20 protein-coding genes are annotated in these 25,098 nt (G+C 69.6%); 10 read left to right on the top strand and 10 right to left on the bottom strand.

The annotated features are described in order from the left end of the window. Window positions 1-314 precede the first annotated feature (314 nt). Window positions 315-5,111: a MobF family relaxase gene (gene mobF / locus BCD49_RS22715; protein WP_007514898.1), complete on the top strand. Its 4,797-nt coding sequence runs from the start codon at window positions 315-317 to the stop codon at window positions 5,109-5,111. A 402-nt stretch (window positions 5,112-5,513) separates the two neighbouring features. On the opposite strand, the gene BCD49_RS46175 is transcribed toward mobF, so the two are convergent. After that, window positions 5,514-6,074 carry a helix-turn-helix domain-containing protein gene (locus BCD49_RS46175; protein ID WP_007514899.1) on the bottom strand — a complete coding sequence of 187 codons (561 nt, stop codon included), beginning with the start codon at window positions 6,072-6,074 and terminating at the stop codon, window positions 5,514-5,516. Beyond that, the gene (locus BCD49_RS45210; protein WP_007514900.1) at window positions 6,071-6,568 is read right to left on the bottom strand and encodes a hypothetical protein; all 498 of its coding nucleotides are present in this window, start codon (window positions 6,566-6,568) and stop codon (window positions 6,071-6,073) included. Before BCD49_RS45210 ends, BCD49_RS46175 begins: the two co-directional genes overlap by 4 nt. Window positions 6,569-6,910: 342 nt before the next feature. Here BCD49_RS45210 and BCD49_RS22700 point away from each other — a divergent pair, with 342 nt between their 5' ends. Next, window positions 6,911-8,275: a hypothetical protein gene (locus BCD49_RS22700; RefSeq protein ID WP_007514901.1), complete on the top strand. Its 1,365-nt coding sequence runs from the start codon at window positions 6,911-6,913 to the stop codon at window positions 8,273-8,275. A 333-nt stretch (window positions 8,276-8,608) separates the two neighbouring features. Beyond that, window positions 8,609-10,183, top strand: coding sequence for a restriction endonuclease (locus BCD49_RS40915; protein ID WP_007514902.1), 1,575 nt, complete (start codon window positions 8,609-8,611; stop codon window positions 10,181-10,183). Window positions 10,184-10,302: 119 nt separating this feature from the next. Here BCD49_RS40915 and BCD49_RS22690 read toward each other — a convergent pair whose 3' ends face one another. The 4 genes from BCD49_RS22690 to fxlM form a co-directional block, all read right to left on the bottom strand. Continuing rightward, the gene (locus BCD49_RS22690) at window positions 10,303-11,103 is read right to left on the bottom strand and encodes a phosphotransferase (protein WP_232794319.1); all 801 of its coding nucleotides are present in this window, start codon (window positions 11,101-11,103) and stop codon (window positions 10,303-10,305) included. Between the two features lie 89 nt (window positions 11,104-11,192). Then, window positions 11,193-11,336 carry a hypothetical protein gene (locus tag BCD49_RS44225; RefSeq protein WP_007514905.1) on the bottom strand — a complete coding sequence of 48 codons (144 nt, stop codon included), beginning with the start codon at window positions 11,334-11,336 and terminating at the stop codon, window positions 11,193-11,195. A 4-nt stretch (window positions 11,337-11,340) separates the two neighbouring features. Next, window positions 11,341-12,453: a radical SAM protein gene (locus BCD49_RS22685; RefSeq protein ID WP_071041875.1), complete on the bottom strand. Its 1,113-nt coding sequence runs from the start codon at window positions 12,451-12,453 to the stop codon at window positions 11,341-11,343. Between the two features lie 14 nt (window positions 12,454-12,467). Further along, window positions 12,468-13,691, bottom strand: coding sequence for a methyltransferase, FxLD system (gene fxlM, locus BCD49_RS22680; RefSeq protein ID WP_007514908.1), 1,224 nt, complete (start codon window positions 13,689-13,691; stop codon window positions 12,468-12,470). A gap of 137 nt (window positions 13,692-13,828) precedes the next feature. On the opposite strand from fxlM, the gene BCD49_RS45920 reads away from it, so the two are divergent. Together BCD49_RS45920 and BCD49_RS22670 are read left to right on the top strand one after the other, a co-directional pair. Further along, window positions 13,829-14,992 carry a helix-turn-helix domain-containing protein gene (locus tag BCD49_RS45920; protein WP_158072960.1) on the top strand — a complete coding sequence of 388 codons (1,164 nt, stop codon included), beginning with the start codon at window positions 13,829-13,831 and terminating at the stop codon, window positions 14,990-14,992. 2 nt (window positions 14,993-14,994) lie between these two features. Further along, the gene (locus BCD49_RS22670; RefSeq protein ID WP_007514910.1) at window positions 14,995-15,309 is read left to right on the top strand and encodes a 4a-hydroxytetrahydrobiopterin dehydratase; all 315 of its coding nucleotides are present in this window, start codon (window positions 14,995-14,997) and stop codon (window positions 15,307-15,309) included. A 102-nt stretch (window positions 15,310-15,411) separates the two neighbouring features. Here BCD49_RS22670 and BCD49_RS22665 read toward each other — a convergent pair whose 3' ends face one another. Further along, window positions 15,412-16,152: a 2'-5' RNA ligase family protein gene (locus tag BCD49_RS22665; RefSeq protein ID WP_007514911.1), complete on the bottom strand. Its 741-nt coding sequence runs from the start codon at window positions 16,150-16,152 to the stop codon at window positions 15,412-15,414. A gap of 62 nt (window positions 16,153-16,214) precedes the next feature. On the opposite strand from BCD49_RS22665, the gene BCD49_RS22660 reads away from it, so the two are divergent. Then, window positions 16,215-16,565, top strand: coding sequence for a MazG nucleotide pyrophosphohydrolase domain-containing protein (locus tag BCD49_RS22660; RefSeq protein ID WP_007514912.1), 351 nt, complete (start codon window positions 16,215-16,217; stop codon window positions 16,563-16,565). Window positions 16,566-16,691: 126 nt separating this feature from the next. Then, on the top strand, window positions 16,692-17,246 hold the full coding sequence (locus tag BCD49_RS22655; protein WP_007514913.1) for a non-canonical purine NTP pyrophosphatase: 555 nt from the start codon (window positions 16,692-16,694) through the stop codon (window positions 17,244-17,246). Window positions 17,247-17,481: 235 nt separating this feature from the next. Here BCD49_RS22655 and BCD49_RS22650 read toward each other — a convergent pair whose 3' ends face one another. Continuing rightward, on the bottom strand, window positions 17,482-18,357 hold the full coding sequence (locus BCD49_RS22650) for a hypothetical protein (RefSeq protein ID WP_241832378.1): 876 nt from the start codon (window positions 18,355-18,357) through the stop codon (window positions 17,482-17,484). A 598-nt stretch (window positions 18,358-18,955) separates the two neighbouring features. Between BCD49_RS22650 and BCD49_RS22645 the strand changes: the two genes are divergently transcribed. The 3 genes from BCD49_RS22645 (at window position 18,956) to BCD49_RS22635 (ending at window position 21,499) form a co-directional block, all read left to right on the top strand. After that, on the top strand, window positions 18,956-19,246 hold the full coding sequence (locus BCD49_RS22645; RefSeq protein ID WP_007514915.1) for a helix-turn-helix transcriptional regulator: 291 nt from the start codon (window positions 18,956-18,958) through the stop codon (window positions 19,244-19,246). Beyond that, a complete protein-coding gene (locus BCD49_RS22640) occupies window positions 19,243-20,889 on the top strand; it encodes a tyrosine-type recombinase/integrase (protein ID WP_071041873.1) in 1,647 nt (548 codons plus the stop codon). The genes BCD49_RS22645 and BCD49_RS22640 overlap by 4 nt, the downstream gene beginning before the upstream one ends. A gap of 328 nt (window positions 20,890-21,217) precedes the next feature. Further along, window positions 21,218-21,499: a hypothetical protein gene (locus BCD49_RS22635; protein ID WP_007514917.1), complete on the top strand. Its 282-nt coding sequence runs from the start codon at window positions 21,218-21,220 to the stop codon at window positions 21,497-21,499. Window positions 21,500-21,662: 163 nt separating this feature from the next. On the opposite strand, the gene BCD49_RS43200 is transcribed toward BCD49_RS22635, so the two are convergent. Both BCD49_RS43200 and BCD49_RS22625 read right to left on the bottom strand, forming a co-directional pair. Next, window positions 21,663-21,920, bottom strand: coding sequence for a hypothetical protein (locus BCD49_RS43200; protein WP_007514919.1), 258 nt, complete (start codon window positions 21,918-21,920; stop codon window positions 21,663-21,665). Window positions 21,921-22,613: 693 nt separating this feature from the next. Beyond that, entirely contained in the window at window positions 22,614-25,004 is a 2,391-nt protein-coding gene (locus BCD49_RS22625; protein ID WP_007514920.1) for a 3'-5' exonuclease, read from the bottom strand. Window positions 25,005-25,098: the final 94 nt, after the last annotated feature.

Here is a 25,098-nt window from a genome sequence, read left to right as displayed (position 1 = left end):
GGCCGGATGCTAGACCGAGCGCGTCGGTTCGGGGCTCTCCTTCAGGGTCGTCGAGGTGGCGAGCTGATGAGGATGTCCCGACCGCGCTGCCGGCCTGTGCCGAGCCCAGTGCGTTTGTCGCCCGCGGCGGAAGGGCCTTGGCGGTGTCAGGCGCGATGTTCGGCGTTTCCAAGCTGACGGTGATCGCTGCTCGGTGCCTTGTGGGGATCGGGCCGGTGTCCGTCGGCCTTCGGAGCTTCCGTGTCCTGCCGTCTTCTCGTCGTCGCCTGTCTGTTCCGTTCGTGTCGTCGCGCCGCTGCTGTTCGGGACCAGCGGTGATCGCGACGCCCCGAGTTCTGCGGAAGCGGATACGGGTTCCCGAGGATCTCGGGAGGGCAGCGGGCGCGATCGTCGCCTATGTGCAGGGCGGGCAGGCGGCCGAGGCGGGTCTGGCGGGCTACTACAGCCCGGACCAAGCGCTCGGCCAGGCCCGCGGACGCTTGGCGGAGTTGGTAGGTCTCCGGGGCCAGGTGTCCGGTGAGGCGCTCGGTCGGCTCCTGCAAGGCAGGCACGCCGTGACCAACCGGCCGTTGTTGACCGGGCCTGATCCGGCAGCGCGTGCCCGGCATGCGGGCCTCGTCGTCAACAAGTCCGAAGCGTCGTCGGATTCTCCGGGCAGGGAAAGCGCCGCCGGATCCGGCCACGGCGATGATCTGCTGACATTGGTCGAGGCGGCGGCAGTGGCCGGGGTGAGCGTGAGCCACCTGCGTTCGCTCGTGAGCCGTGGTTCCGAGGCCGACGCCGCGCCCGACCGATCGGACCGCACCGGAGGCACGGCTGCCAGGCAGACGCCGTTCAGAGCTGATCACGAGCGACCCGCGGACGACAGCGACCCGTGGACGAGCGAGATGCACGAGGAGGCTGAAGGTGAAGCCAGGTCACCGGGAAACGATCAGCCGTCGGGCATACGCGGCGCGGACGGTCGTTGGCGGGTGCGGCGGGATGTGCTGGAGCGGTGGTGTGCGGCGCGGGTGCCGCGGGCGACGGTGCTCGGGTACGACGTGGTCTGCGCGGCGCCGAAGTCGGTCTCGCTGCTGTGGGCGTTCGGCGATGAGGCGTTGCGTGCGGACGTGGCGGCGGCGTTGAACGCGGCGGTCGACGCGACCATCGGCTACCTGGAGCGCCATGCGGCGTTCGGCATGGTCGGCGGGCGGAACCAGCGGGCGTTCGGCCTGGCGGTGGCGTCGTACCTGCACGACGTGTCGCGGGCCGTCGAGGCACATCTGCATGTCCACAACATTGTGATCAACGCGCTGGCGGTCCCCTCCGATCCGGCCGGGCCCGGCGGCGAGCGGCAGGGACCCAACGCCGGTCGGGTGGTGACGGGCTGGGACTGGCGGGCGGTCGACGGGGAGGTGCTCCTCGCGCACGTCCGGACGGCCGGCTTCGTCGGCGCGGCGGTGCTGCGCCACGAGTTGTCAGCGCGGCGCGGGCTCCAGTGGGGGCCAGTGCGGAACGGTGTGGCGGAGCTGGCTGACTTCCCGGTCGACCTGTTGGCGGCGTTCTCGACGCGGCACCGGGAGGTCGAGGAGGAGTTCGCGCAGCTCGTGGCCGGCGGGTTGGAGCCGTCGGGGGCGACGAAGTCGGTAGCGCAGCGGGAGTCGCGGGCGCCGAAGCGCGTAGTCGCTGACGCCGCGGTCCGCGCGCTCCAGGTTGAGAAGCTAACGGCCGCTGGGTGGAGCGTCGACGAGGTCCGCGCTCTGGCCAGGCCGGGATTTCACCGCCCTCAGCCGGTCGGCGACGCCGACGTGGCCGGGCTTTTCGATCTGCTCGCCGGACCGACGGGGATGACCGAGAAGACGACGGCGTTCGTGCGCCGAGATGTGGTGCGCCGGGTCTCCGAATGGGGCGGGGACAGGTTGGATGCGGCGGCGGTCGAGCGGCTGACCGACCGATTCCTCGCCGATCCCCGCGTCGTCGTGCTTGTCGACGCCGCACCCGGCCAGCGCCGCCGGCAGGAACCAGAGCCGATCTACACGGTCGAAGGACTGCTCGCCGCGGAGGAGCGGCTCTCCGGACTGGTCCGCGCCGGCCAGGTCGCGTTTGGCGCGGCCCCGCGCAGGCTCGTGGACCGGCGCACGCTCACTGCTCACCTTGCGGCCGTCGGCGCAACCGCTGCGAGAGGCCCGGGTAGGGGCCGAGCCAGCGTGGAGGGCGCTCCTGTCCGCGCCGCGACGCCCGGCTTCCAAGGCGCCGACGCGCACGGCGACGCGGAGCCGCTCCTGTCGGGCGAGCAGGTGGCGCTGGTGCGCCGGCTGCTGGTCGGTGAGGACCTGGTGCGACTGGCGGTCGGTGCGGCCGGCACGGGGAAGACCGAGGCGATGCGGCTGCTGACCCGCATCGTGCGGGCCACGGGGCGGCAGATCTTCGCGACCGCGCACGGCGGGCGGCAGGCCGAAGAGCTGGCCGAGCGGATCGGGATCCCGGCGCGGGTCGTGGCGAGCTGGCTGGAGAAGCTCGCCCATGTCGACGACCCGGCCACGGTGTGGCCGCCGGGCTCGGTGCTGATCGTCGATGAGGCGACCCAGGTCGGGACCCGCGACGCCGAACGGCTTCTTCACTTCGCCAGCCGGACGGGGACGGTGGTCATCCTGCTCGGTGATCCGGCGCAGCTCGGTTCGGTCGCTGCCGGCGGCTGGTTCGCTCACCTCGTCGCCCAGACAGCCGACGTGCCGACGTTGACGACCGTGCGCCGGCAGGCCGGCGCGGACCTCACCGCGGTGCGCGCCGCGCTCGGCGCGCTACGCGCCGACACCGCGGCAGGCACCCGCGTGGCCCTGGAGCGGCTCGCCGCCGATGGCAAGATCCGTCTCGTCGACGACCCGGACGCGCTGCTCGCGCAGGCCGTTGCCGACTGGTACACCGAACGCCGCCAACACAGCCGCGCCGTTCGCGCCGACCGCGGCGCGGCCGGCAACGCGAACAGCGCGGATCTGGCGGCGGCCGCGAGCCGCAGCGGCGCCGTCGGCGCGAACGCTGGCGGAGCCACGCCGATGCCTGGGCACGGCGCGCCCCGGTCGGGCCGGCGCGGGCGCGCTTCCGGTCCGGCGGCGGCGCGGATGATGGCCGAGCGGCACCGGGACGTCGAGATGCTCAACCAGGCGGCCCGCGCGCTGCTCGCCGCCGACGGAACACTCACCGGACCGGTGCTGACCGTGGCGGGGAGGGACTTCCAGGCCGCCGACGAGGTCGTGACCCTCACCCAGACCGGCCACACCCTGGTACCCGACGGCCGACCCGGCTCGGCGTACATCCGGACCGGAACGACCGGGACCGTCACCGCCGTCCACAACGATCCGGATCACCCGGCGGCGCAGTCGGTCACGGTGTACTTCCCGAGCAAGGGCACGGTCCAGGTCCCGTGGGAGTACCTCACGCACCAGTTCGCCGACGGCCGCGACGGCGGCCTCGCCCACGCCTATGCACTCACCGCCGCGAAGGCCCAGGGCGCCACGATGGACACCGCCCGCGCCATCGTCCCCGACGACACCAGCCGCGCCGGCCTGTACGTCATGCTGTCGCGCGCCCGCAGCGACGTCGCGGCCTACGTACTGCGCCGCGACGACCTCGACGCTCGCGACGACGACGAAACCTGGCTACCCGCCGAACCCAGCGCGACCGGAGATCCACTCGACCGGCTYGCGGACCGGCTCGACCGATCCGAACAGGAACGACCGGCCGGCGCGCGTGACCCGATCGCGGCTGCCGCGCACCAGCTGTCCCGCCACCACGCTCTCGCGGAGCTCACCGCCCTGCGCCTCGGCGCCCTGCCCGGTCACGGCCAGGACGGGCCCGAGTCAGCGGCGACCGGCATGGGCGAGGTGTCTGGCGCGAGCGGCGCGCGCAACGCGCCGAGCAGCACCAAGCCGACAGCGCCCGTCGCGCCGTTCGCGCCGATGCGCGCCGCGCCGGACCCGCGGTCCGCGCCGGACGCGCCGACGCCCGAAGGCCCGGCGACCGCGGCGGGCCCGGCTGACGTTCCGCGCCAGGTGCTGCTGCGCCGCGCCGAGCTGGGCGCGGAAGCGGCGCTACGCAGCGCCGCGCTCGCGGACCCGCCCGCCGGCCTGGTCGCGCGGATCGGCCCCCGCCTGGAAGCCGGCCCGGACCAAGCCGTCTGGGACGACGCCGTCGCCGCTCTCACGATCTACCGCGCCCGCCATCAGCCCACAGCTCCCGCGCATCTGGCCGGGCCGCCGCCCGGCAGCCACGCCGACGACCAGGCGCGCGATCCCTGGCTACGGCATCGCGCGCAGGCAACCCGGCTCGCCGACGACTGGGCCGCTGCCCTCCCCGCCGCGATCCGGGCTCGATTCGCCGGCCCTGGCCAGGCCGTTCCCCGAGCACGCGCCATCGCCGGGCTGCACGCCCTCCTCGACGCCGGACATCCACCCACCGCGCTGGCTGACGCACTTCGCGCTGACTCTCTTGACGGGATCCGGGCCGGCGCGCCCGTTCTCGAGAGGCGTGTCAGCGACCTCTGTCAGCAGACCGGCATCGACCCGTCCCTGTACGACCTGCCCGCACCGCGCACCGCGCAGGAGGAATGGAACGAGGTCACCGACCTGCTCGCTCTCGCCGAGACCAACCACCTCGCGACCAGGCCGACAATGGATCTCACCGCCGAGCGCCACACCCTCACCCACGCGCTCGCCGCGGCCGTGAGTGTCCCGGTGACCATCACTTCGGACGGCGTTGCCGTCTTCGCGCCAGACTCCCCAGCCCCGGAGCGATTCGAGCAAACGGCACGGCTCGCGCGGCTCGACGCGGCGCTCGACCGCCAAGCCGTCGACGCGATGGCCCGTGCCAAGACCGAACCCGCCCGCTACCTGACCGCACTGCTCGGCCCCCGCCCCACCGGCCCGGACGCAGAGACCTGGGATCAGGCGGCCAGCCGGGTCGAGCGCTACCGCCACCGCCTCGCTGGCCTGCCCTACGGAGCTCCCGCCGCTCCACACGCGGCCGATCCCGCCCGCTACGCCCTCGGCGACCGGCCTGCCGACTCCACAGCTGCCGCTGACTACGACGAAGCCTGCGACGTCGCCAGCCTGCGCGACGGGCAGCTGACCATCTGACAAGCCCTCGAACCAGCGCCACTGGCCCCGGCCGGCGGACGGCGAATCAACTGCGAGGTCTGCCTCCTGGATGACCTGGCGGACGATCGTTTCAAGATGCCGTCCGCTGCCATCAGCACAGCCGGCCCGAGCCCAGGCTGAGCGAGGTTGTCACTCGCTCACCGGGCGATACGCGCGCGGCCCGGAGCCGGGAACGCGGGTACCTGAAACCCCGAGACTTGGGCTGCCCGCTGTCATCGCGGATGGCATCGCCGGGGACATCGCGAATGACACCGCGCCGTATTCGTGCTGGTGCACGCATCGCGCGGGACATCGTCAGGGACATCGCAGACCTGGAGATGGCACGGTTGCCCGTCGGCCGGCACCGAAGCGCCGAACGAACGGCCAGCCCAGCACGCCGCGTCAGCCTGCGCGCGCCACGACCATCCCGACGGCGGCCTCGGTCGCGTCGGCACGCCCGTCGCCACCATCGATGGCCAGGTTGACGGTGGTGTCGAACGCCAACGGGCTGACGAGGCTGTGCGCCAAGCCTCGGCGAAGCGCGTACGCACGAGCAGCGGCGGGCGACTCGAACGGCAGATGCACCGCCAACGCCCGCGTGCGGCCGGGGTCGGCGAAGCTCACCACCCCGAACAGACACCCCTCACTTTCGACGCCGGACACGGCGGTCTCAGCGGCGGGCTGCTCACTGAGGAGGACCTTCAAGAGCTGGTCGCCCGGCCAGTCCAACGCCCGGGACAAAGCGGCCAGGGTGTCAGTACGGGCGCGACGGCCGCCAGCCCCGCGCTGAAGGAGACGGATCGTCGCCACCGAGATCCCCGACACCTCGGCCAGCCGTTGTTGGCTCATCCGGCGGGCCGCCATCCGCTTGTTGAGCTCCGCAGCGACCGCGGCCCAGTCCTCACCGCCGGGCACGTCAGCGGCCAGCTCTCGGACGGCCACGCCCGCCGGGGCCGGCGTCACGCGGCCACCGCCGCTGGCAAGGCATCGGCAGGGACAGCAGCGGACCGCATGCTTGCGACCCGAAAACGGTCTGTCAGCTCCCACACGACCCGCAACTGCGCCGCCTGCGGCGTCACGACCGTGATCAGGTGCGGCAGAATGATCTCGCCGGCCTGCCACGCGCACCGCGGCCGAACCCCGCTGACCACGACCGGCACCGGACCAAGCCGGCCCGCCTCCCGCGCGCCGGCGAGCAGCCGACCCACCGCGAGCGCCAACCTCGTCAGCCCCGGCGAGACCAGCGGCGGACACGCCACCAGCACCCGCTCGCCGCCCATTGCCGCCAGCGACCGCGCCGCCGACTCCGCCGGGAACGGATGCGAGGCCACGAAGGCCGGCTCTATCTCGGGCAGCCGGTCGCAGACCACCCCCGGCCGCGCCGGCAACGGGAACGGCTTCAGGTCCACCGTGGCCAGGCCGCCTGGCCCGCCGTCCACATCGATCATCACCTGCATCGGGGACCTCCCGTTCCCGCGCCAGCGAGCCTGGCCGGGCCCGCCGCCAGGGATCGACGCCGGCCGACGGCAGGCCCGCACCGTCACCGTCGCCGCACCCGGCCCGCGCCCTTCCCAGCGACTCCTGCCCGCCGGCCATCCGACGCCAGGTCGACCCTGACGTAGTCATGCGGACGACGACCTTCGGCCTGCCGTCTTGGAGACGTCCGAGTGCCTTTCCAGGGACATCAGTACGCCGACTTGGCGACGTTTCGACACGCCGCGCAGCGGAGCCGTGACAGGACGTCCGAACATCCCGATCCTGGAGATGTCCGGATCCGCCCGATACCGAGGAGGCGCGGCATGACCCAGCCGCCCGCCCCCAGAACCCGTCTCGCCGAGCTTCTACGCGAACGGCACTGGACCGTCGACGACTTCGTCCGCGAGTTCAACCGCGCCGGCCGCCACTCCGGCCCGGACCGCCGCGACCACGCGATCAGTCACCGCCAAGCCACCCGCTGGCTATCCGGCCGCCTTCCCTCCCAGCCGCACCCGGCGTCGTGCCGCGTCCTGGAAGCGATGTTCAGCCTCGACGCCGCGAGCCTGTTGAATCCACCGACAGCCACGCCGGACCGTGACCTATCGGGCGACCCGGGTGACGATGAGAACGTCCCGCCGGCACCGCTGGAAGAGGTGAGTCCGACGCGTCGCCGAGATGTCCTGTCCGCCGGCGTACTGCTTACAGGCACCGCCGCCGTCGCCAGCCCAACAGAGCAGGCCGCGCGGATCTCCCGCGCGATCGCCGCGGCTACCCCCGACCCGCTCACCCTCGCGCAACTGCAGCACGGCATCCACGAGCTGACCACCCGCTACGCGCTCACCCCACACGCCGACCTCGTCGCCCCAATCGAACGCGCCTGGACCGACGCCGAAGCCCTCCTCGACACCCGGATCACCGGCCCCACCCGCACCGACCTCGAACTCGTCGCCGGTCAATACGCCTACTACCGCGGCCAACTCGCCTTCGACATGGGCGACAACAAAACCGCACTCACGTTCCTCGTGCTGGCCGCCCAGCACGCCCACGCTGTCGGCGACACTCTGCTCGCCGGCTCGGTCGCGGTGATGCGTTCCGCAGTGGCGTTCTTCGCCGGCGACTTCGCGGCGGCCGCGACCCTCGCCGGCCGAACCCTGCCCGGCGCCCACCCTTATGTCGTGCCCACCCTCGCCAGTTCTGTGGCCCGCTCGCTCGCCCAGACCGGCGACACCGAGGGAGCCCTCCAAGCACTGCGAACCATGCACGACAACATCTGGACCGGCCCATTCCTCCCCGGCCCCGAACCAGGTGACGAGGAGACCTATGAAGCCTTCAGCGCCGTTACCCTCGGCTACGTGGGCAGGGGCGAAGACGCCGAGCGTCACGGACTTCGCTCGCTCACGCTGCTCGCCGGTACAGGCCGGTTCGTCCAGCAGGCCGGCACACAACTCGCACTCGCCCGCGCCTTCCTGCGCCGCCAGACACCAGACCCCGAGCGGGCCGCTACAGCCGTTCAGGCTGCCCTGCGTGCGGCAGCCGGCAACAGTCATCCGCGCACCACATACCGCGCCGCAGCGATCTATCGCCACCTGACTGCCAACCCGGACTGGTCTCGCCTCTCGGTTGTATGCAACCTCGCAGCCCAACTGCCTGCCGGCCCGCGCGCTCTGCCCTCGACTTCGGTGATCTGAAACCTTCAGACGCGGCAGCCCCCGTGCTGCGACGGCTGCCCGGACTCGCTGGTAAGCAAAGAATCGCGCCCCGCACGCGAACGCCATCGGCTGTGAGATACCACAGGATCGATGCAGCGTGGACGGTATGGCAAAGAGCGTCGGCGGCCGACCCGAAATCAAGATCGTAGCGGGCCTTGGACCGGCCGTGTTCCCCAGGTCGGCACCGCCGCGTGGCACGCGACGACCTAGTCGTGGGACCGACCGCGGCCCATCGTGGATCTGTGGAAAGGAGGCATCTGGACCCGTGGATCTCGCTAGAATTGGCTCCGTTACCTAGCGTAAGGGTGGCCAATGACACCAAGTCACGGGGGTCCGTCGGACTGGCAGCGACGCCAGCAGGCTGCCGCGAGAGACGCGGAGCGCCAGCGCAAGGAGCAAATCCGCGCCAGGGCGAACGCCACAAAAGAGCGCGAGCAGGCTCGCCGGGAACAGCGTGCCGCGAAGGTCGCGCAGAAAAACGTGCGTCTGAACGAGACGGTTGACGAACTCCGCGAATTTCTGCGCCGCGGCCTCGACCGTTCCGCCCGGATCGACCTAGAACGAGATCGACGAACGCTGAAGGTAGAGCCGCTCAAGCTCGGAGGCATCGCTCAGCCCGTGCCTCAGCCGCGCTGGGAGGATTTCAAGCCGGCCGAACCATCGGCGCTTTCTCGCATGGCTGGTGGAGCGGCCCGCTATGAGCGTCGAACGGCCGAATCCAAGCAGAAGTTCGAAGAGGCCGAACGCCGAGCCAAGCAAGCCGAAGAAGCGCGATTGATACAAGTAAATGCCGCTCAAGTCGAGTACGCCGCACAGCTTACGAGCGAACGAGCCGAGGTTTCGAAGCACAACGCCGCGCTCAACAAGTACATGCAGGAGCTCAGCGAGCGAGAGCCGGCCAGCGTCGAAAGATACCTGCTGCGCGTACTGCGAGAGGCGCCACTCCCAGGCAATTTCCCCCGAAACGCGGAAGTATCCTTCAGTCGGCGCGCGGAACAAGCAGTAATCAGGTTCGAATTACCTCCACCAACTGTCGTTCCGACCGTGGCCGCGTATAAGTACCTGCCAACCAAGGATGAAGAACGCGAGACCCAGCGAAGCAAGTCTGATGTAGCCGACATATACCGAGGCGCAGTCAGCCAGACGGCGCTGCTCTGCTTGCGAGACCTCTTCGACTCTGATCCGTCGCTAAATTCTATAGGGTTCAATGGGCATGCCCATGTGATAAATCCCGCAACAGGCGTGCAAGAGTACCCGTGCTTCATCAGCTTGAACGTCGGGAGATCCGCGTTTCCTCGCGACGACAATCTCCGCAACGTCACGGCGGAAAAATGCGTTCGCCACCTTCGCGCAATCGTTTCAAATCATCCATACGAACTTGAGCCGATCGAACCGATCATCGACTTCGATCTGACCAAGTTTTCTTTCGTCGAAGGGCTGGATGCAGTCTCGACTCTCGACTCTCGCCCAGACCTGATGGACATGTCGTACACCAATTTCGAACATCTCGTGAGACAAATATTTGAGGCGCAGGGAGCTGAAGGCTGGACTACACAGCAGAGCAACGATGATGGCGTGGATGCTGTGATAGTTCAGCGTCGCGCCCTCATGGGTGGCCTAACGATAGTCCAGGCAAAGCACTACAGCAAAGTGATCGGAGTCAGCCACGTACGCGAACTTGCCGGTGCCATGGAAGAAAAGAAGGCTGGGTGGGGAATACTAATCACCACATCCTGGTTTACTTCGAACTGCTGGGACAAGGCGCGCGACCATGGCCGCATGGAGCTGATCGACGGAGAGAGGCTGATCTACCTGATCAAGGAATATCTCGGCAAGGACGTTCTAATCGGTATTCCAAACCGCCCTCGTCCTCGTCCCAACCCGTAGCCTCTACGCTGCCGCGTCGGTGCAGGTAAACGGGCTGCTACCGCGGCGAGGGCGTCAGTGCCGCACAGTCGAGGCAATTCCGGCGCGGCCCCACGGGTCGACTTGTCGTCCATCGCGCGTCAGTTCGCGCGGCGGTCGGCGAGCCGGCGGGCGGCGGACGCCATGCTCTGTTTCCAGGGCTGGGGGTCTGTTTCGGCGATCTCCGTCCACATCTGGGCAAGTGCTCCGGTGAAGGCGGTGACAGCCTCCGCGCGCGCGTCGCGCCAGCTGGAGAACTGTTCGCGGCCCCAGGCGTCCGCAGCGGCGGCCAAGTGGCCGGCGTCGATGAGCCTGATGAGGAGTGCGGCGGGGTCGGCCCAGGCGGGGCCGATGGTGGGCCAGGCCCAGTCGAGGAGCAGCGTCCGGTCGGCGCTGATGAGGATGTTGTCCGGGGCGAAGTCGGTGTGGAGCAGGTGGGTGCCGCGCAGGTGGTGGCGCTGCGTCGGCGGCACGTAGGCGGACCAGCGTTGCTCGACGGTCTTGATCGTCGGAACCTGCGGGCAGGGAAGGGCTGCGAGGTCGTTCAGGAGAGCCGCGACCCGCGGGAGGTCGGCCGATCCAGGCGTGTAGTCGGCGTGGCGCCCAGGGGCGTGTTCGAAGCAGAGCAGGCTCCAGCCTGCGGTTTCGAGGTCCCACAGCAGCCGTGGGGAGAGGGTGCGAACGGTCGGGTTGATGTCTCGTTCGCGCCGCTGCGAGCCGATCTGCGGATGGTCCAGCGGGATGCCCTTGACGAAGACCGGGCCGGCGGCAGTGTGCAGGGTCGCGGCGACCGCGGAGTTCACTCCGCCCGCCACCGAGGCGTGGGCAAGTACGGGCCCGATCTTGTCCTCGACCGCGGTCTGGACCTCGTCAGGCAGGTCAGCCCAGCCGATTCGCGCCATCGACACCGTTGTTGGATCCCTCTCGGTTCGCATGGTTCGGCCCGCCCGGGCGGCGCGGACGGGCGCCCGGGCGGGCCGGTTGATCGTCTCTAGTAGGGGTTGTTGTCGCCCGCGCTGCAGCTGCACATGTCCGACGCGGACAGTACGTCCAGGTCCTCGACGAGCTGCAGCTCGGTGCTGTCCTCGTCGACAGTGGCGGGACGTGGTCCGAGTTCGACCATCACGGCCGTCATGGTGTCACCTCCCTTCGGTGTGCTGGCAGTAGGCGGACGGGGATGCCGCCGCCTTGCGGTAGAGCGTCACGAGCGGCATGCAGGTACCGCAGGTGCCGCTGAGCGTGCAGCCCGAACAGCCGCCCTGACGGGCCAGCAGGCCGTCGGCGATGCCGCCGAGGCGGACGAGCCCGTYGACGCCCTCGGTCAGCAGGTCGACGTGCGGATCGCGGCCGACCTTGCAGATCGACGCCTTGCCGTGCGGGTCGACGTGGAAGAACGTGTGGCCGGCGTTGCAGCCGGTGAACGGCTTGCGTGCCCGCAGATGGGCACTGGACTGCGCGGGCAGTGTCTCGGCGCCGCCGTAGATCGTCGGGGAGATGTTCGTGTACTCATCGAACGGCAGCTCGTAGCCCTCCGCCAAGGCGCGCATCTCGTCGACCTCGTCGGCGTTGTGCCGGGCGACGATCAGGTTGAGGTGCAGCGGCAGACCGGCTTCATGCGCGGCGGCAATGCCTTGGCGGAACTTGCGGAAGGAGCCTGGGCGGCGGGTCAGGCCGTCGTAGCTCGTCTCGGTCGCGCCGTAGACGCTGACGACGATCTCGTAGGGCCGCGCCGAGGTGAACAGGTCGAGGATGGCGGGGTTCGCGAGCCTGAATCCGTTGGTGGAGATCGTGAGCATCATGCCCAGCTCGCTCGCGAGCCGGTAGACGTCCGGGAACAGTTTGTCTATCAGTGGCTCGCCGCCGGTCAGCTGCAGCCAGAGCACCCCGGCGTCCCGCAGCATGTGCAGCATCCGTTCCCGGTCCGGCCAGGCGAGACCCTCGAATCTTTTCAGGCCGAGGTAGCAGTGCTCGCAGTCGTAGTTGCAGCCGAGGTTCAGCTCGTAGGAGGCCCGGCCGAAGCCGTAGGCGGTCTCCCGCCGGACGAGTACCGCGTCGCGGACGCGTCKGCCGCCCAGGTCGACCTGCCAGGTCTGACGGGCGGCGACCGCCAGCCAGTCCGGGCAGATCAGGCCACCCGCAGACGCCTCCGCGAGTTCGGCGTACTGCTGTCGCGGAGCTTTGAAGCCCCGCCGGGAACCGGGGCGGACGAGAAGGAAATTGCCCAAGAACGGGCTCGCGATGACCTCGTGCATCCGGCTTCCTCCGTCTATGGCCAGGACAGCACGATGCGACTGTGCCGCCTGTCGATCACGCGGCCTGCGGGTAGCTGGCTGTCCTGGGTGTTTCTCGGGTGCAGGGTGACGCGGGGACCGGGTCCGTCGCGGTGGATGTCGTTCCAGTGGCGGACCTGTGCGGCGAACTCCTCTGCGAGCGTGGCGGCCTGCGGGCCGAAGCCATGGACTTCGAACCGGAACCAGTCGTGGTCGATCTTGTGCCCACCGAGGTAGGCGAGGGTGGTGCCGTCGACCGCGGCGTGGCCCATGCCGACCGGTGGCGGAATCAGGCCGGTCGTCTTCTCTTTGTCGACGGTGAGGTGGCAGTAGCCGTCGAAGGCGGTCGCCAGCCACAACTGCAACGTCTCGAACGACACCCGATTCGGAAAGATCACCCCCGTGTCGACATCAACCCGGGGCGTGCCCAGAACACCTGCCAGCTGGTCGGGATTGTCGGGAAGGTCGTCGTCGAAGACGAGCGTGATCCGTTCGCCGTCAAGCGCCAGGGTCGGTTTGTCGTGTGCGCTGGTTCCGCGCATCGGGACAAACCCGGAGTACAGCACCGACGTGCTCTCCAACCGGTCGCCGCGGAACTCGAAGGTGACGGTGCGGTTGAGCCCGCGCAGTCGCAACGGCACGACCAGCCGCCCACCTTCGACCAGCTGGTCGGTCCACGCGGGTGGTACGTCCCAGGCCTGGGCGGTGACCAGGACGACGTCGTAACGGGCCGACGTCGGTAGGCCGTCCTCGGCGTCGGCGAGGACGACCCGCACCTGGTCGTAGCCCGCGGCGGCCAGGCAGCGGCGGGCACGGTCGGTCACATCCGCGTCGATGTCCACGGTCGTCACGGCGCCGGCCGGGCCGACGAGCTCGGCCGTCAGCGCCGCGTTGTATCCGCCGGAGCCAATTTCCAGGCAACGCATTCCCGGGCCGACGCGGGCAGACTCGAGCATCCTGGCCTGCAGCCAGGGAGCGGACACCGAGCTGAGCGTCACCCCTTGATCGTCCAGCTTCGTCCGCACGATGTGATCGGCGTACGCGGCCTCCAGCGACACCTCCGGGGCGAACAGATGCCGCGGCACCGCGCGGAAAGCCGCCTCCACCACAGGCGTTGTGATCATCCCGTCCGCGAGTAGCTTGCCAACCAACGCCCTGCGGGCCTCCCCCGCCCCTTGCTCGTCATCCAGGACATCGACGCTCTCAGCCATTCCAGCCATGCACGTCCTCCCTTCCACTGGCATGGTTCCGCCGGGGATTGCCGAGAGGAAGGAGTTCGCTGTCCGGCGCTGTCCGCGGACACCAACGGACACCCGTCGCGATGGTGGCCGTGGCGCATCGCCGGGATGATGGCGGAATGGAGACCTTCGGCGAGGCCCTGCGCCGCTGGCGAGGCGAACTACCAATCCGTGAACTGGCCCGCCGGGCGCACTGCGGAAAATCCCACATCTCGACACTCGAAAGCGGCCGCAGCTTCCCCAGCCTGCGCATCGCCGCGGCGCTCGACAAGACGCTGAACGCCGGCGGCGAACTCGTCGAACTCGCGGGCAGACCCCCAGCCGCAGACGCCACGGACATCAGCACGTCCGTCGCCAGCCCCGCCCTGGCAGCGGGGCCGGTCACCGCCCGATCCGTCGATCCGGCGGTGACCGGCTACTTCGAATCCCAGCTCGAAGGGCACTACCGGGCCGACATGTTGCTCGGCCCGCGCGACCTCATCCGCATCGTCGCGACCCAGTTCGAACTCATCGACCGGCTGGCCCGCGCCGCCGCCGCGGACATCCGCCGAGACCTCCTGCGTATCGGCACCGCCTACGCCGCCCTCGTCGGCTGGCTCTACCAGGACGCTGGCGACCTCGCCGCCTCAGCCTTCTGGCGCGGCATCGCCCAGGAGTTCGCCCTGCGCTCCCGCGACCCGCACCTCACCGCCTACGCGCTGATCAACCACGCGTCGGTCCGCACCGACCTCGGCGACGGCGCGGGCGTACTCGATCTGTGCGACGCCGCCCTCGCCACGAGCGACACCCTCACGCCCAAGGTCCGACTCATGACGTTGCAGCAGCGGGCACACGGCGCTTCGCTACTTGGCGACCGCGTCACCGTCGACACCCTGCTCGACACCGCGAACACCCTCACCGACCGCCTCGACGACGACCTGCCCTGGGGCAACGCCTGCCGCCGCACCCCCGGATACCTTCAGATCCAACGCGCCACCTGCTACGGCCGCCTCGGTCTCGCCCACGAAGCCGCAGCACTCTGGGCGCAACTCCTCATGGACATCCCAAGCACCGCCCGCCGCGACCACGGCGTCTACCTCACCCGCTTCGCCACCGCCTGCGCCCAGGCAGGCCAACCCGACCAGGCTGTCCACCTCGCCCGCCAGGTCGTCCCCATCGCCGCCGAGACCGGATCCGCACGGCTACGACGAGAACTCACCGCCCTCCGCCACGGCATGCGGCCATGGAAAGATGCCCGCATCGCCACCGACCTCGCCGAGGTCCTCGCCGCAACGGAGGCGTGACCATGTCCGACGTGCCTGCCCTGCTCACCGACGACGAGATCACCACCCAGCTCGCGGACCATCCCGGCTGGACCCGGACCGGCGACGAAATCACCCGCACGTTCCGGCTCCGTTACCACGGCTCCGTCGCACTGATCGTCCACGTCGCCGACGTCGAACGCCTCATCGGCCACCACGCCGACATCGACCTACGCTGGGACACCATCCGCTTCGCCATCACCACCCACGACGCCGGCCACCGCCTCACCGCCGCCGACTTCGACCTCGCCACTCGCATCGACGCCATCGCCACCGCCCACGGCGCTTCGCCCATCTAACTCAGCAGAACGCCCTGAGTCCCAACGATTCTCAGCTGGTGGCCAAGAGGGAGCCGTTCGCCAGGATCGGCGGACAGCAGGCCCGCAGGCTGAGCGGTAGGCCTATCCATCCGGGCCACTAAATGCGAGCGGAACTCGGGTGATGATGTCCCAGTGATAGGACCTGCCTGCACGGCGTAGCTCAACCAGCGCGACAGCGTCCACTCGGACCGTCGCCGGGGGCAGGCGGCGTAGCCTCGCTACTTCGGAGACGATCGGCTGGGCCTCGTTGGCCCCGTTGCTGTAGGCGATGCCGATGTGTGGCCGAAACCCGGCAGACCCGGCGGCGAGCCGAGAAGGGCCGAGTACGACGCCCGTGACGTCGAGAACAGCCTCGCGGACCGCGATAACTGGCTTCCACGGCTGGACGCTGAAACGGACGGCACCCGGCGACCCCGCCAGTGGACCGACCGTCAGCGTGAAAGCAGAGAAGGACGCGAGGCGCCGATGTGTCTCCAGGACGGCCGCGTCGAGGTCAGCCAGGGTGATCTGGTCAGTGAACGCGAGGCGTTGCAGCGTGAGGTGCAACCCGTCGGCCGGGACCGGGTCAAGAACGGACAGGTGAAGCCGCTCCTGGCAGCGCGCCGCAAGGGCGTGCAGCTCCGGGGCTTCTTCAAAGGTCAGCATCCAGTGGTAGGAGCGGCGGCCCGGTGTCCAGCCGGGACGGTCCCAATGATCAACAAGCCGACTGAGCCTCGCGAACCGATCCCAGTCCTCGGCGACCTCGGAAGCCATATCCGCATATTCCGTCACCCGGCAATTCTTACCTGCCGAGACATAGAATGTGTCGGCGTTCACGACCACGGCAACTCGCCCGCCTACCTTGAAACCAGCTGCCTAACCGCCAGACGGACAAAAGGACGCGCGTGCATCCCCTCGCCGCCGAGGCCAGCCTCGCCGACCTGCAGCGCTACGTCGCCGCGATGGAAGTCGAACGAGGTTTCAGCGACCAATCCGTCTACGAGCAGACCTGGCGCCTTCTGGAGGAGGCGGGCGAACTCGCCCGCGCCGTTCGCAAGAACAACGGGCAACGCACTTTGACGGGCGAGCTGATCGGCAGCGTCGACGAGGAACTCGTCGACGTCCTCATCTTCGCCTGCTCGATCGCCAACCGCCTCGGCATCGACCTCACCGACGCCATCCGGGCGAAAGAAGCCCACAACGAGACCCGTACCTGGCCCGCCACGCCACGGGAGGCCTCCACGGCAGGCTCGTGACGACGCCGGACTGTCCGCGCCAGCCGTCAAGCTGTCAGCCGGCCGGATAACCCCAGGTCCGAAGTGTCCTCGCTCCGTGCCGGTCTCATCTCGGCACCGCCTCCACTTCTCCAGAGGAATAGCCAGATGATCGAAAACGTCCTGTTGATCACAGGGAACGAAGGCAAGGCCGCCGAGTACGCCACCCTCCTGGGCATCGACGTGCAGGCCGTCAAGCAGGACCTGATCGAGATCCAGTCCCTCGACGTTACGGCCGTCGTCGAACGGAAGGTCGCCGACGCCTACGCCAAGGTGCACGGCCCCGTACTCGTCGATGACACCGGCCTGACGGTGAACGCCTGGAATGGCCTGCCCGGCGCGCTCGTCGCCTGGTTCCTCGGCTCAGTCGGTACCCAGGGCATCCTCGACATGGCCGCCGGCCTGGCTGACCGGGCCGCGACCGTCACCGCCGCCCTCGGCTACGCCGACGCGAACGGCATCCGGGTTGTCACCGGCACCCTCCAGGGCACGCTCGCCACGGAACGGCGTGGCACGGGCGGCTTCGGCTACGACGAGATCTTCATCCCCGCCGGCGGGGATCTGACCTTTGCGGAGATGTCCAGCGAGCAGAAGAATCTCGTCTCCCACCGCCGACTCGCGGTCGACGCCCTGCGCGCCGAACTCGGGCTCTCTGGCGCCTGAGGGGCATCACACCGCATCGCGACAGGCACGGTGACATGTGATCCTGCGACGAGAGTTATCCAGCCGCCGGGCCTGATAGGCCGGTGATGCGACCGGCTTGGTGTCTCGCGATGCCTTCGGCGATGCGTTCCGGAGCGGCCGGCTTTCAGCGGTGTCATGCCCGGTGACCGGCGCGGTGTGCTCCGAGGTGCGCGTCCGCGACCGCCCCGCCGGCAGGAGACCTACGCCAAGATCCTCAGGAGTCCTGCTCGGCTGGTGGCTCGGGACGTTGGATGTATGCGGCGAGGCTGGCCAGCGCATCGTCGCGTGCGTGCTCGGCAGTCTGGCGAGTGGCCTCTGACCGTGCGGCGCGGTCGATGGCGTCGCGGGCTTCGGCGCGTGCCGCGTCGAGGAGGGTGATGGCCTGATCGGCGCGGGCCTGCTGCGCGGCGGCGGTTTCTCGGGCGGCGGCGAGGAGCTGTTCGGTGGTGGCGGCCCGTAGCTGTGCGAGTTCGCCGGCCTGGCGGGCGGCGGCTTCGTCTTCCCGGGCCGTGAGGAGTTGCCGGTCGGCATCCATACGGGCCCGGTTCGCCTTGTCCCGGCTCGCTTCGGCGGCGGTCATGCGCTCCGTTGTCCGATCGAGATCGGTTTGTAGGTGCGCCCGCTCGGTCTCGGCGATCTCGGCTCGGTGAACAGCCGCTTCTGCCGTGCGTTGGGCCTGATCGCGGTCGGCGAAGGCGGCGTCCCGGTCGGCGTCGGCGAGCTGCACGCGTCGCATCGCCTCGGCTGCGCGTTCGTCGGAGGCCTGCGCCCGGAGGGTCTGCTGAGCGGCTCGCTCGGTCGCGGCGGCGGCTTCCCGGCGTGCGTCCGCAGCGTCCGCGCGGACCCGTTCGAGCTCGGCCTGCATCTCGGCCGCGGCGTCCTCGGCGGTGAGCCGGGCCTGCTGCTCGGCGGCCAGGGCGACCTCGGCGTCCGCGACCGTCTTGAGCGCCTCGGCGCGGACCGCGGCGAGTTCCGCGGCAACCGCTTCCGGGTCCGTCGCGGTCCCCAGCAGTGCCCGGGCCGCACCGGCTGCCGCCTCGAATTCGGCGAGCAACTCCGCGAGACGGTCGACCGTGACCCGCAGCGACACGGCGGCCAGGCTCGCCGGCCGGCCGGCCTGTCCCGCTGTCTCGGCCGGGGCAGCGCTGGCGGGCTTGCGTGCCCGGCGGGCACGGAACGCGGTCTGCGCCGTGTGATCCTCGCGCACGCAGTACMGCGGCGCCGGCCCGCCCGTCGCCGGCGGTGCTGCCGCCGGTTCCTCGCATCCCGGGTAGGCGCATACCTCCCGGCTCGCTTCGACCATTCGTTCGTTCATTCGTCGATGATATGTACGGACATCGCCCGAGGCGCCGAGTCGTCCACAGCCGCGCCTACGCCGGGCTCGATCCGCCGAACACGGGCACCGTGGCTGGCCCTCTCCTGGCATCACGGCGTTCTGGGGCATCAGCGTGCGGAAGCCCGACATCCCTGCTGTCCTCGCCAAGGGCATCGCTGAAGCCTCCCGATTGCCTCGCCGACAGGGATGTGCTCGCTGATGGCGTGCTCGTGCACGCAGGCGTTCGGGTGAGTCCCCGGTGACGCGGTGATCGTGGCGGTGACGTCGGCGGTGGGCCGAATGGCGTCGATGCGGTGCCCGATGGCGTCCAGAAGGCCCGGGGCGATGACAGCGATTCGGAACGTGCGTTTCCATGACCACGATCCGGCCAAACGCGGGCGTCGGTACCGGCCGGCCCGCAAGGGCGCCACGATCTGATCGATCAGCAACAGGCAATGATCAGCGAGTTCTACTGACCCTCGACCAGGTCCTCGCCGAGCTCGGCGGTCCGGACTCGCCGCTGCCCCGATCGACCTGGCGTGACTGGCAGGCCAAGGGAACCGGTCCAAAGGTCATCAAGCTGCCCAACGGGCAGATCCGGGTAGCCCGCGACGACCTGAACGCCTGGCTCGACCGCCTGACCCGCGACCCGAGCGCCCCATGAACCGCGACGCGGTCGGGACAAGCCCCAGCAACGAGGAACGCCGAACGACCTTCGACGTCCGGGTCTGGTCACTCCGCGAGGTCCCGCAGAAGAAGGGCACAAGCTGGCAGGTCCGGTGGCAGGTCGCCGGCCGGCCGAGCGCGAACACCCGTAACTTCGCGTCGAAATTCGCTGCAGACTCACGGCGCGCCGAAATTCTGACCTCGGTCCGCAAGGGCGAAGCGTTCGACGTCGAGTCCGGCCTGCCGCTCTCGGAATGGCGAGCGCTGCCGAAGCCTGCGCCGGTACCGGCGCAGGTGCGGACGTGGCTCACGGTGGCGCGCGAGTTCGCCGACGCGAAATGGGCCGAGCATCAGGCGCCAGGCACTCGACGCACGATCGCCACGACGCTCGGCATCGTCACCCCTGCCCTTTTCGACGAGCGGCCGCCGGCCTCGCTCGCCGATTTGGTCCGCGAGTCCCTGGTCGGCTGGGTGTTCCTCACCGGGAGACGCACCACGCTGGGACCGGACGGCCGATTCGTCGAGAACGAACCGCCGGCCCAGTGGACCAACGTGCTCGCCTGGATGGAAGCGCACAGCCGACCCGTCGCCGACCTCGCCAACGCCGACATCRTCCGAGCCGCGCTGCGGGCGCTGTCGCACCGCCAGGACGGCAAACAGGCCGCACCGAATACGATCAGCTCCCGACGCATGTACTTCAGCCAGGCCCTGAGCTTCGCTGTCACCCGCGGCGATCTTGAGACCAACCCGCTGCCGAGCGTCCAGTGGACCCCACCGCGCAAGATCGTCGTCGTCGACCGGCGGGCTGTTGTCGACTACCGCCGGGCGCAACGGCTGCTGGCCGCGGTCGCCGAGATCCGCCCCGACCTCGAAGCCTGGTTCGCCTGCATCTACTACGCGGCGACCAGGCCCGGCGAGACCAACGAGCTGAACATCAACCAGCTCGTACTTCCCAAGACCGGCTGGGGCGAGGCCGCGCTCGAACGCAACAACCCCGAGATCTCCCCGCGCTGGTCCGACGAGCCCGACAAACCCCGCCAGGCCCGCCAGCTCAAACACCGCGAGAAGGGCGAAGTCCGGCCTGTCCCGCTCCACCCGAACCTGGTCGCTCTGCTACGCCGGCACATCGAGGAATTCGGCACAACGCCCGATGGCCGGATCTTCCGATCGACGACCGGCGKCCCCGTCAGGATGTCGACCTACCTCACCATCTGGCGCAGGGCTCGCCAGCAGGCACTCACCCCGGCCGAGGCCGCATCGCCGCTCGCCCGCCGACCCTACGACCTGCGGCACGCCGCGGTGTCGCGCTGGCTGAACGCCGGCGTGYCGCCCACCCAGGTCGCCGAATGGGCCGGGCACAGCGTCCGAGTCCTTCTCACCGTCTACGCGAAGTGCATCGTCGGCGAGGAACAGCGCGCCCTCCGCCTCATCGACGCCTCGTTCGCCGCCGAGCAGGACGACGCCGAGCCACCGGAGACCCCGGCGGCCACGCTCAGCGACGACCCGGCTGATCATGATCGGGTCCATGCCGAGTCCACAGACACCCGGCCAGAGCTGCCTCTAGCCGGCCGCGACCGGACACCCAGCGTCACCGACGCTGCTCCCGTCACCGAGCTTCCCGACGACGATTTCGGCCTCTGACCCGACAAACGCGCCGCCTGTTCACTCTTCGGCAGCTGACGGGACATAACTACCCGCTGTATCTGGACACGCCAGACCTCCAGCAGCCGCATCGGCGTCTCCGCCGGCGCAGCCCAGCCCTCGCGCGCGACGCCGTGCACGCTCTGTTGCCTGCCGGAAACACCGCCATGTCAACCCACACCGATGATCGACGCCTTCAACTACGAGCGCGCTGACGATGCCGCCCGCGGTGACCCCAAGGATGCCGGGACCGCACAGGCTGAAGGGTTGCCTCGACCTGCTCCGCCCTGAGGTACGTCGGTACCCTGCTGCCGGAGGCGGGGAGGCCATGACAGTCATGGGACCGAGCCGTCAGGCGCCGTTGAAGGTCGACCCGGCGACCGATGAGCTGATCTCGCAGGCGGCGCACTTCTTCGACATGTCGAAGAAGGACCTCGTCGCTGAAGCGGTCAAGGTCTACGTAGAGCAGCGCCGCGAGGAGATCGGTCGAGGAATGATCGCCTCCATGCAGGTCCTCGGCGGTTACCTCTCGGCGAGCGTCTCGGCGCTGACCGGGCTTTCCCCGGATCGGATCGAGCACCTGGGCGGCGCCGGAGACTGGGAGACCTGACCTCCATGCCCGTCCGATGCCCGGGCGGCTATTACCCCGGAGCACTGTTATAGCCGACTGCGCCTCACCCAGAAGTATTCGCCAAGGGGCGCGCGCCTCGCTCGACCGGGCGACGCTCCGCATTGTGAAGGCACCGACCGCAGGCGCTCGTTCCGGTAGAAATTCACACGGCCGCGTTGACGATTGATTGCAGAGCGATTCCGGTCCATCCGCGGGCGACAGGCTCGGCTTGAGCATTGCTGACGATGGTGCCACGGCCGCCCGGATGATAATGTAGACCGGTGTAACGTACTGTTTGATACCGCCCACCCTCGCGGGAAAGCTCGACGATGTTCCCGGTGCCAGGTGCATCGACGAGCTTCTTGTATGCCTGCGCACTGGCCTCGTCAGGCATCTCTACCCAGGAGATAGCGATGAGCACCGTGTCGCCTTTCCGATTCTTCAGCTCAAGCTGTGCTCGGTAAAGATCCGTGCACGGCTGTCGCTCGAAGAACGTCTGTACCAGACCGTAGGCGTGCTCGGCGCACGTAGCACCGTCATGCTCCAGTCGGCCATTGCCGTGCAGGCCTCTACGGGCGAGTTTGGTCTCGATAGACTGGAGGTCTTCCGTGCTGATCTCCAGGGTGGGACGCTCCGCGGATCCCCGTGAATTTCCTCGACCAGCTCTGTCTGCAGAAGTCGACGAGCCACCCGCGGTTCCGCTGGCCGTGACTGTGCCCGTCGTGGTGATCCCACCGACAGCTACCGCTACAGCCACCGTCACAGTGACGGCGACCCCCGGCCGACCCGCCCGTTCACTTCCCCCGTCGGGCCCACCTATTCGCCTGCCAGCCATGCTGACCCCCGTTCTGGCTTCGCTAAATAATACGGCCCGGAACTGAACGCCCCGGACCGGCCCCCGCCGCGACTGCCCGCTCTCGGGCCGCGTCGCCGGTCGAGTCCGTTCGCGAATCTCGGGTACTRCAGGACGAGGTCAGCACTCCTACTCGTCGGAGTGCTGGGGCGGTCCGGCACCGGGCCCGATCGTTGGGCCCACTCACGGAGGTTGGCTAGCTCGTTTGCCACTGCGACTGGCGGCCGGTTGACGTTCTCAAGCTGGCGGCGTGTCGACGGGCTAGCGAGGCAGAAACGGTGAGGGTGCGCCGGTCCAAAGGACGACGAGGGCGTCGCGGGCGCGAGACGCGGCGACATAGAGCAGGAAACGTTCGCGGGCCTCGCGGTCGGCGCGTTCGTCGGTTGTCTCGCCCGCCAGCGCCTGGGCCGAGGGGAGGTTGTCGCGGTCGACGCCGAAGAGGATGACTCGGCTGAACTCGAGGCCCTTGGCGCGGTGCATGGTCATCAGACGGGGGGCATCAGCGCGGCCGCTGTCCTGACCGGCGACTACCTGCACAGGAATTCCCCGGTCCCGCAGGCCCTGGGCGACCGTGTCCCGCTGCGCTGCGCCACGGGTCAGGATCCCCAGACTGCCAGGCTCGACCGCGGTCCCAAGGGCAGAGTCATCGCCCGCGGCCGCGTCGGTGCGCAGGCTCAGCCAGGCGCGCAGCGTGGCAGCGGCGAAGTCGAGTTCATCGGTCAGGCCGGTGCAGGCGCGGAGCACCGGGGCCGGGCCGGACATGGCTGACCGGTATCCGGCGACGCTGTCACTCTCGTCGTCGAGGTCGGTGACGGGCGCGTCGCCGAGGATGCTGACCGCTAGGCGCAGGTTCTGCGCAGTCGTGCGGTAGTTCAGGGTGAGCCGGCGGCTGCGGCCTCGGACCTGGATGCCGTAGCGCGACAGGACGACCTTCTCGCCGTAGATGCGTTGATGGGAGTCCTCGGCGATGAACAGGTCGTCGCCGCCTTCGGCGACGAGCGCGCGCAGTAGGCGCCAGTGGCCGGGGTGTAGGTCCTGAGCCTCGTCGACAACGACATGATCGGCAGGGCGAGTGCCACGGGCTTCTGCGACCGTGTCCGCGCAGCGGGCGGCGAGTACTGCGATCTCGGCGAAGCTGGCTTTATGACCAAGGGCTAGTTGGCGGCGGTAGGCCTCCACCGCATCCCAGATCGCCATCCGCTGTGCCCGCGAGAGCCGCGTGCCGCGCCCCGGACGCGGAGCGCGCGCGTAGTCAGCCCGCGTGGTCACGTCGCGGGCGAGGATGACCATCCGGTACTCGCCGAGCAGGAAGCTTGGGCGGCCGAGGTCGCCGGTCAGCCCGGCGACGCGGGCGGCGTCGGCCCAGGCCGCGCGTTCCTCGCGCTCGGTGAGCGGCTCGGGGATGGCGCCGCTGGACAGCAGGTCGTTGTCGGCCTTCGCCCGGATCTCCAGCGGGGTGCTGCTGAGGATCTCCAACGCCAGCTGGTCGATCCCGCGAACGGCGATGCCTGGCTGGCCGAGATGGACCTGGGGGACCGCCGGGTCGAGAACGCGCAGGTCGCGCACGAGGTTGTCGGCCAGCGTGCGGGTGAAGGTCGTCAGCACGACTCGCGGATCACGCCCGGCGGTGGCCAGGTGGCGAGCCCGGTGTAGTGCCACGACGGTCTTTCCGGTGCCGGCGCCGCCGGTCAGCCGGTAGGCACCGCCGGTCCGCAGGTAGGCATAGTGCCGCTGTTCGGGATGCAGGAAAACCCGCCAGTCCGCGAACGTGCCGTCGAGGACGCGGCGCAGCTGCTCGTCGGTCTGGATCCGGACGAAGTCCATCAGCGTGCCCGGGCGTTCGAGCGCGGCTTCGACCTCGGCGTCGCTCGCCGGCCGCGTGCCAGGCTCCGGTCCGGCCGCGGCGTTCTGGATGACCGCGTTCTGAATCACGGCGTTCTGGATGACCGCGTGCTCGATGACGACGTTCTGCATGATGCTGCGCGCTGGCGGTGCGGACGTGGCGGGCTCGTCCGGCTGAAGCTGTGCCAGGACCTCGGCGACCGAGGCGCCCGTGGCCAGCGACAGCAAGGCGTCGGCCTGCCACGAAGGAACGTGCTGATCCCCAGCAATGGCGATCAGCGCGTCCTCATCAGCGCAGGCGAGCGCGCGTCGCGTTAGCTCAGCGGGCAGTCCGACGGCTTCCAGATCCATGGCGGTGAACCGTGCCAGCGGCGGCTCCGCACCGCCTGGCGGAAGGATGTCGCGGTCCGCCGTCTGGTCGGCGGCCGCGCCTCGGATGGCTGGCGCGGGCGGCGGCTGGACCGGTGCCGCCGACGCCTCCTCGTGGACCTCAAGGATGCCGGTGACGGGGTTGGTGGTCAGGACGATCCGCTCGGCCAGCGCGTTCGCCTCGTCGTGCTTGGCGACGGCGGCCAGAACGAAGTGTGGTTCGGGCTGCTGGGCGACGAGGAACATGACCGCCCGGAAGTTGTCGTTGACCCGGCCCGTCCGCACCCGCGGATCCCGGGAGCCCTTGATCGGCTCGATGTGCAGCCCGGGGCTCGTCGGGTCGGTCATCAGCTTCGTCAGAAAGTCCCAGGCCCGCTGCTTCAGCGACCCGTCGATGTCGAGCCGCTTCCGGAACTGCCGAGACATCGTGATGTTGCTCATCTACGCCCCCGTCTCCCGTCCACCATCGGCGCCTCGCAGAGCCGATCTCGGCAAGGCGGCGGCGTGCCGAATCCCTCAGGAGAACGGCTCGGGC

The organism is Pseudofrankia sp. EUN1h, assembly GCF_001854645.1.
Taxonomy (GTDB): Bacteria; Actinomycetota; Actinomycetes; order Frankiales; family Frankiaceae; genus Pseudofrankia; species Pseudofrankia saprophytica.
This window is presented reverse-complemented; position numbering and strand designations above follow the sequence as displayed.

Coding starts and splice junctions, on each gene's coding strand:
- BCD49_RS45210 (WP_007514900.1), bottom strand. CDS start 6,568: ATGCAGGTGATGATCGATGTGGACGGCGGGCCAGGCGGCCTGGCCACG.
- BCD49_RS22700 (WP_007514901.1), top strand. CDS start 6,911: ATGACCCAGCCGCCCGCCCCCAGAACCCGTCTCGCCGAGCTTCTACGC.
- BCD49_RS40915 (WP_007514902.1), top strand. CDS start 8,609: ATGACACCAAGTCACGGGGGTCCGTCGGACTGGCAGCGACGCCAGCAG.
- BCD49_RS22690 (WP_232794319.1), bottom strand. CDS start 11,103: ATGGCGCGAATCGGCTGGGCTGACCTGCCTGACGAGGTCCAGACCGCG.
- BCD49_RS44225 (WP_007514905.1), bottom strand. CDS start 11,336: ATGACGGCCGTGATGGTCGAACTCGGACCACGTCCCGCCACTGTCGAC.
- fxlM (WP_007514908.1), bottom strand. CDS start 13,691: ATGGCTGGAATGGCTGAGAGCGTCGATGTCCTGGATGACGAGCAAGGG.
- BCD49_RS45920 (WP_158072960.1), top strand. CDS start 13,829: ATGGAGACCTTCGGCGAGGCCCTGCGCCGCTGGCGAGGCGAACTACCA.
- BCD49_RS22670 (WP_007514910.1), top strand. CDS start 14,995: ATGTCCGACGTGCCTGCCCTGCTCACCGACGACGAGATCACCACCCAG.
- BCD49_RS22655 (WP_007514913.1), top strand. CDS start 16,692: ATGATCGAAAACGTCCTGTTGATCACAGGGAACGAAGGCAAGGCCGCC.
- BCD49_RS22645 (WP_007514915.1), top strand. CDS start 18,956: ATGACCACGATCCGGCCAAACGCGGGCGTCGGTACCGGCCGGCCCGCA.
- BCD49_RS22635 (WP_007514917.1), top strand. CDS start 21,218: ATGACAGTCATGGGACCGAGCCGTCAGGCGCCGTTGAAGGTCGACCCG.
- BCD49_RS22625 (WP_007514920.1), bottom strand. CDS start 25,004: ATGAGCAACATCACGATGTCTCGGCAGTTCCGGAAGCGGCTCGACATC.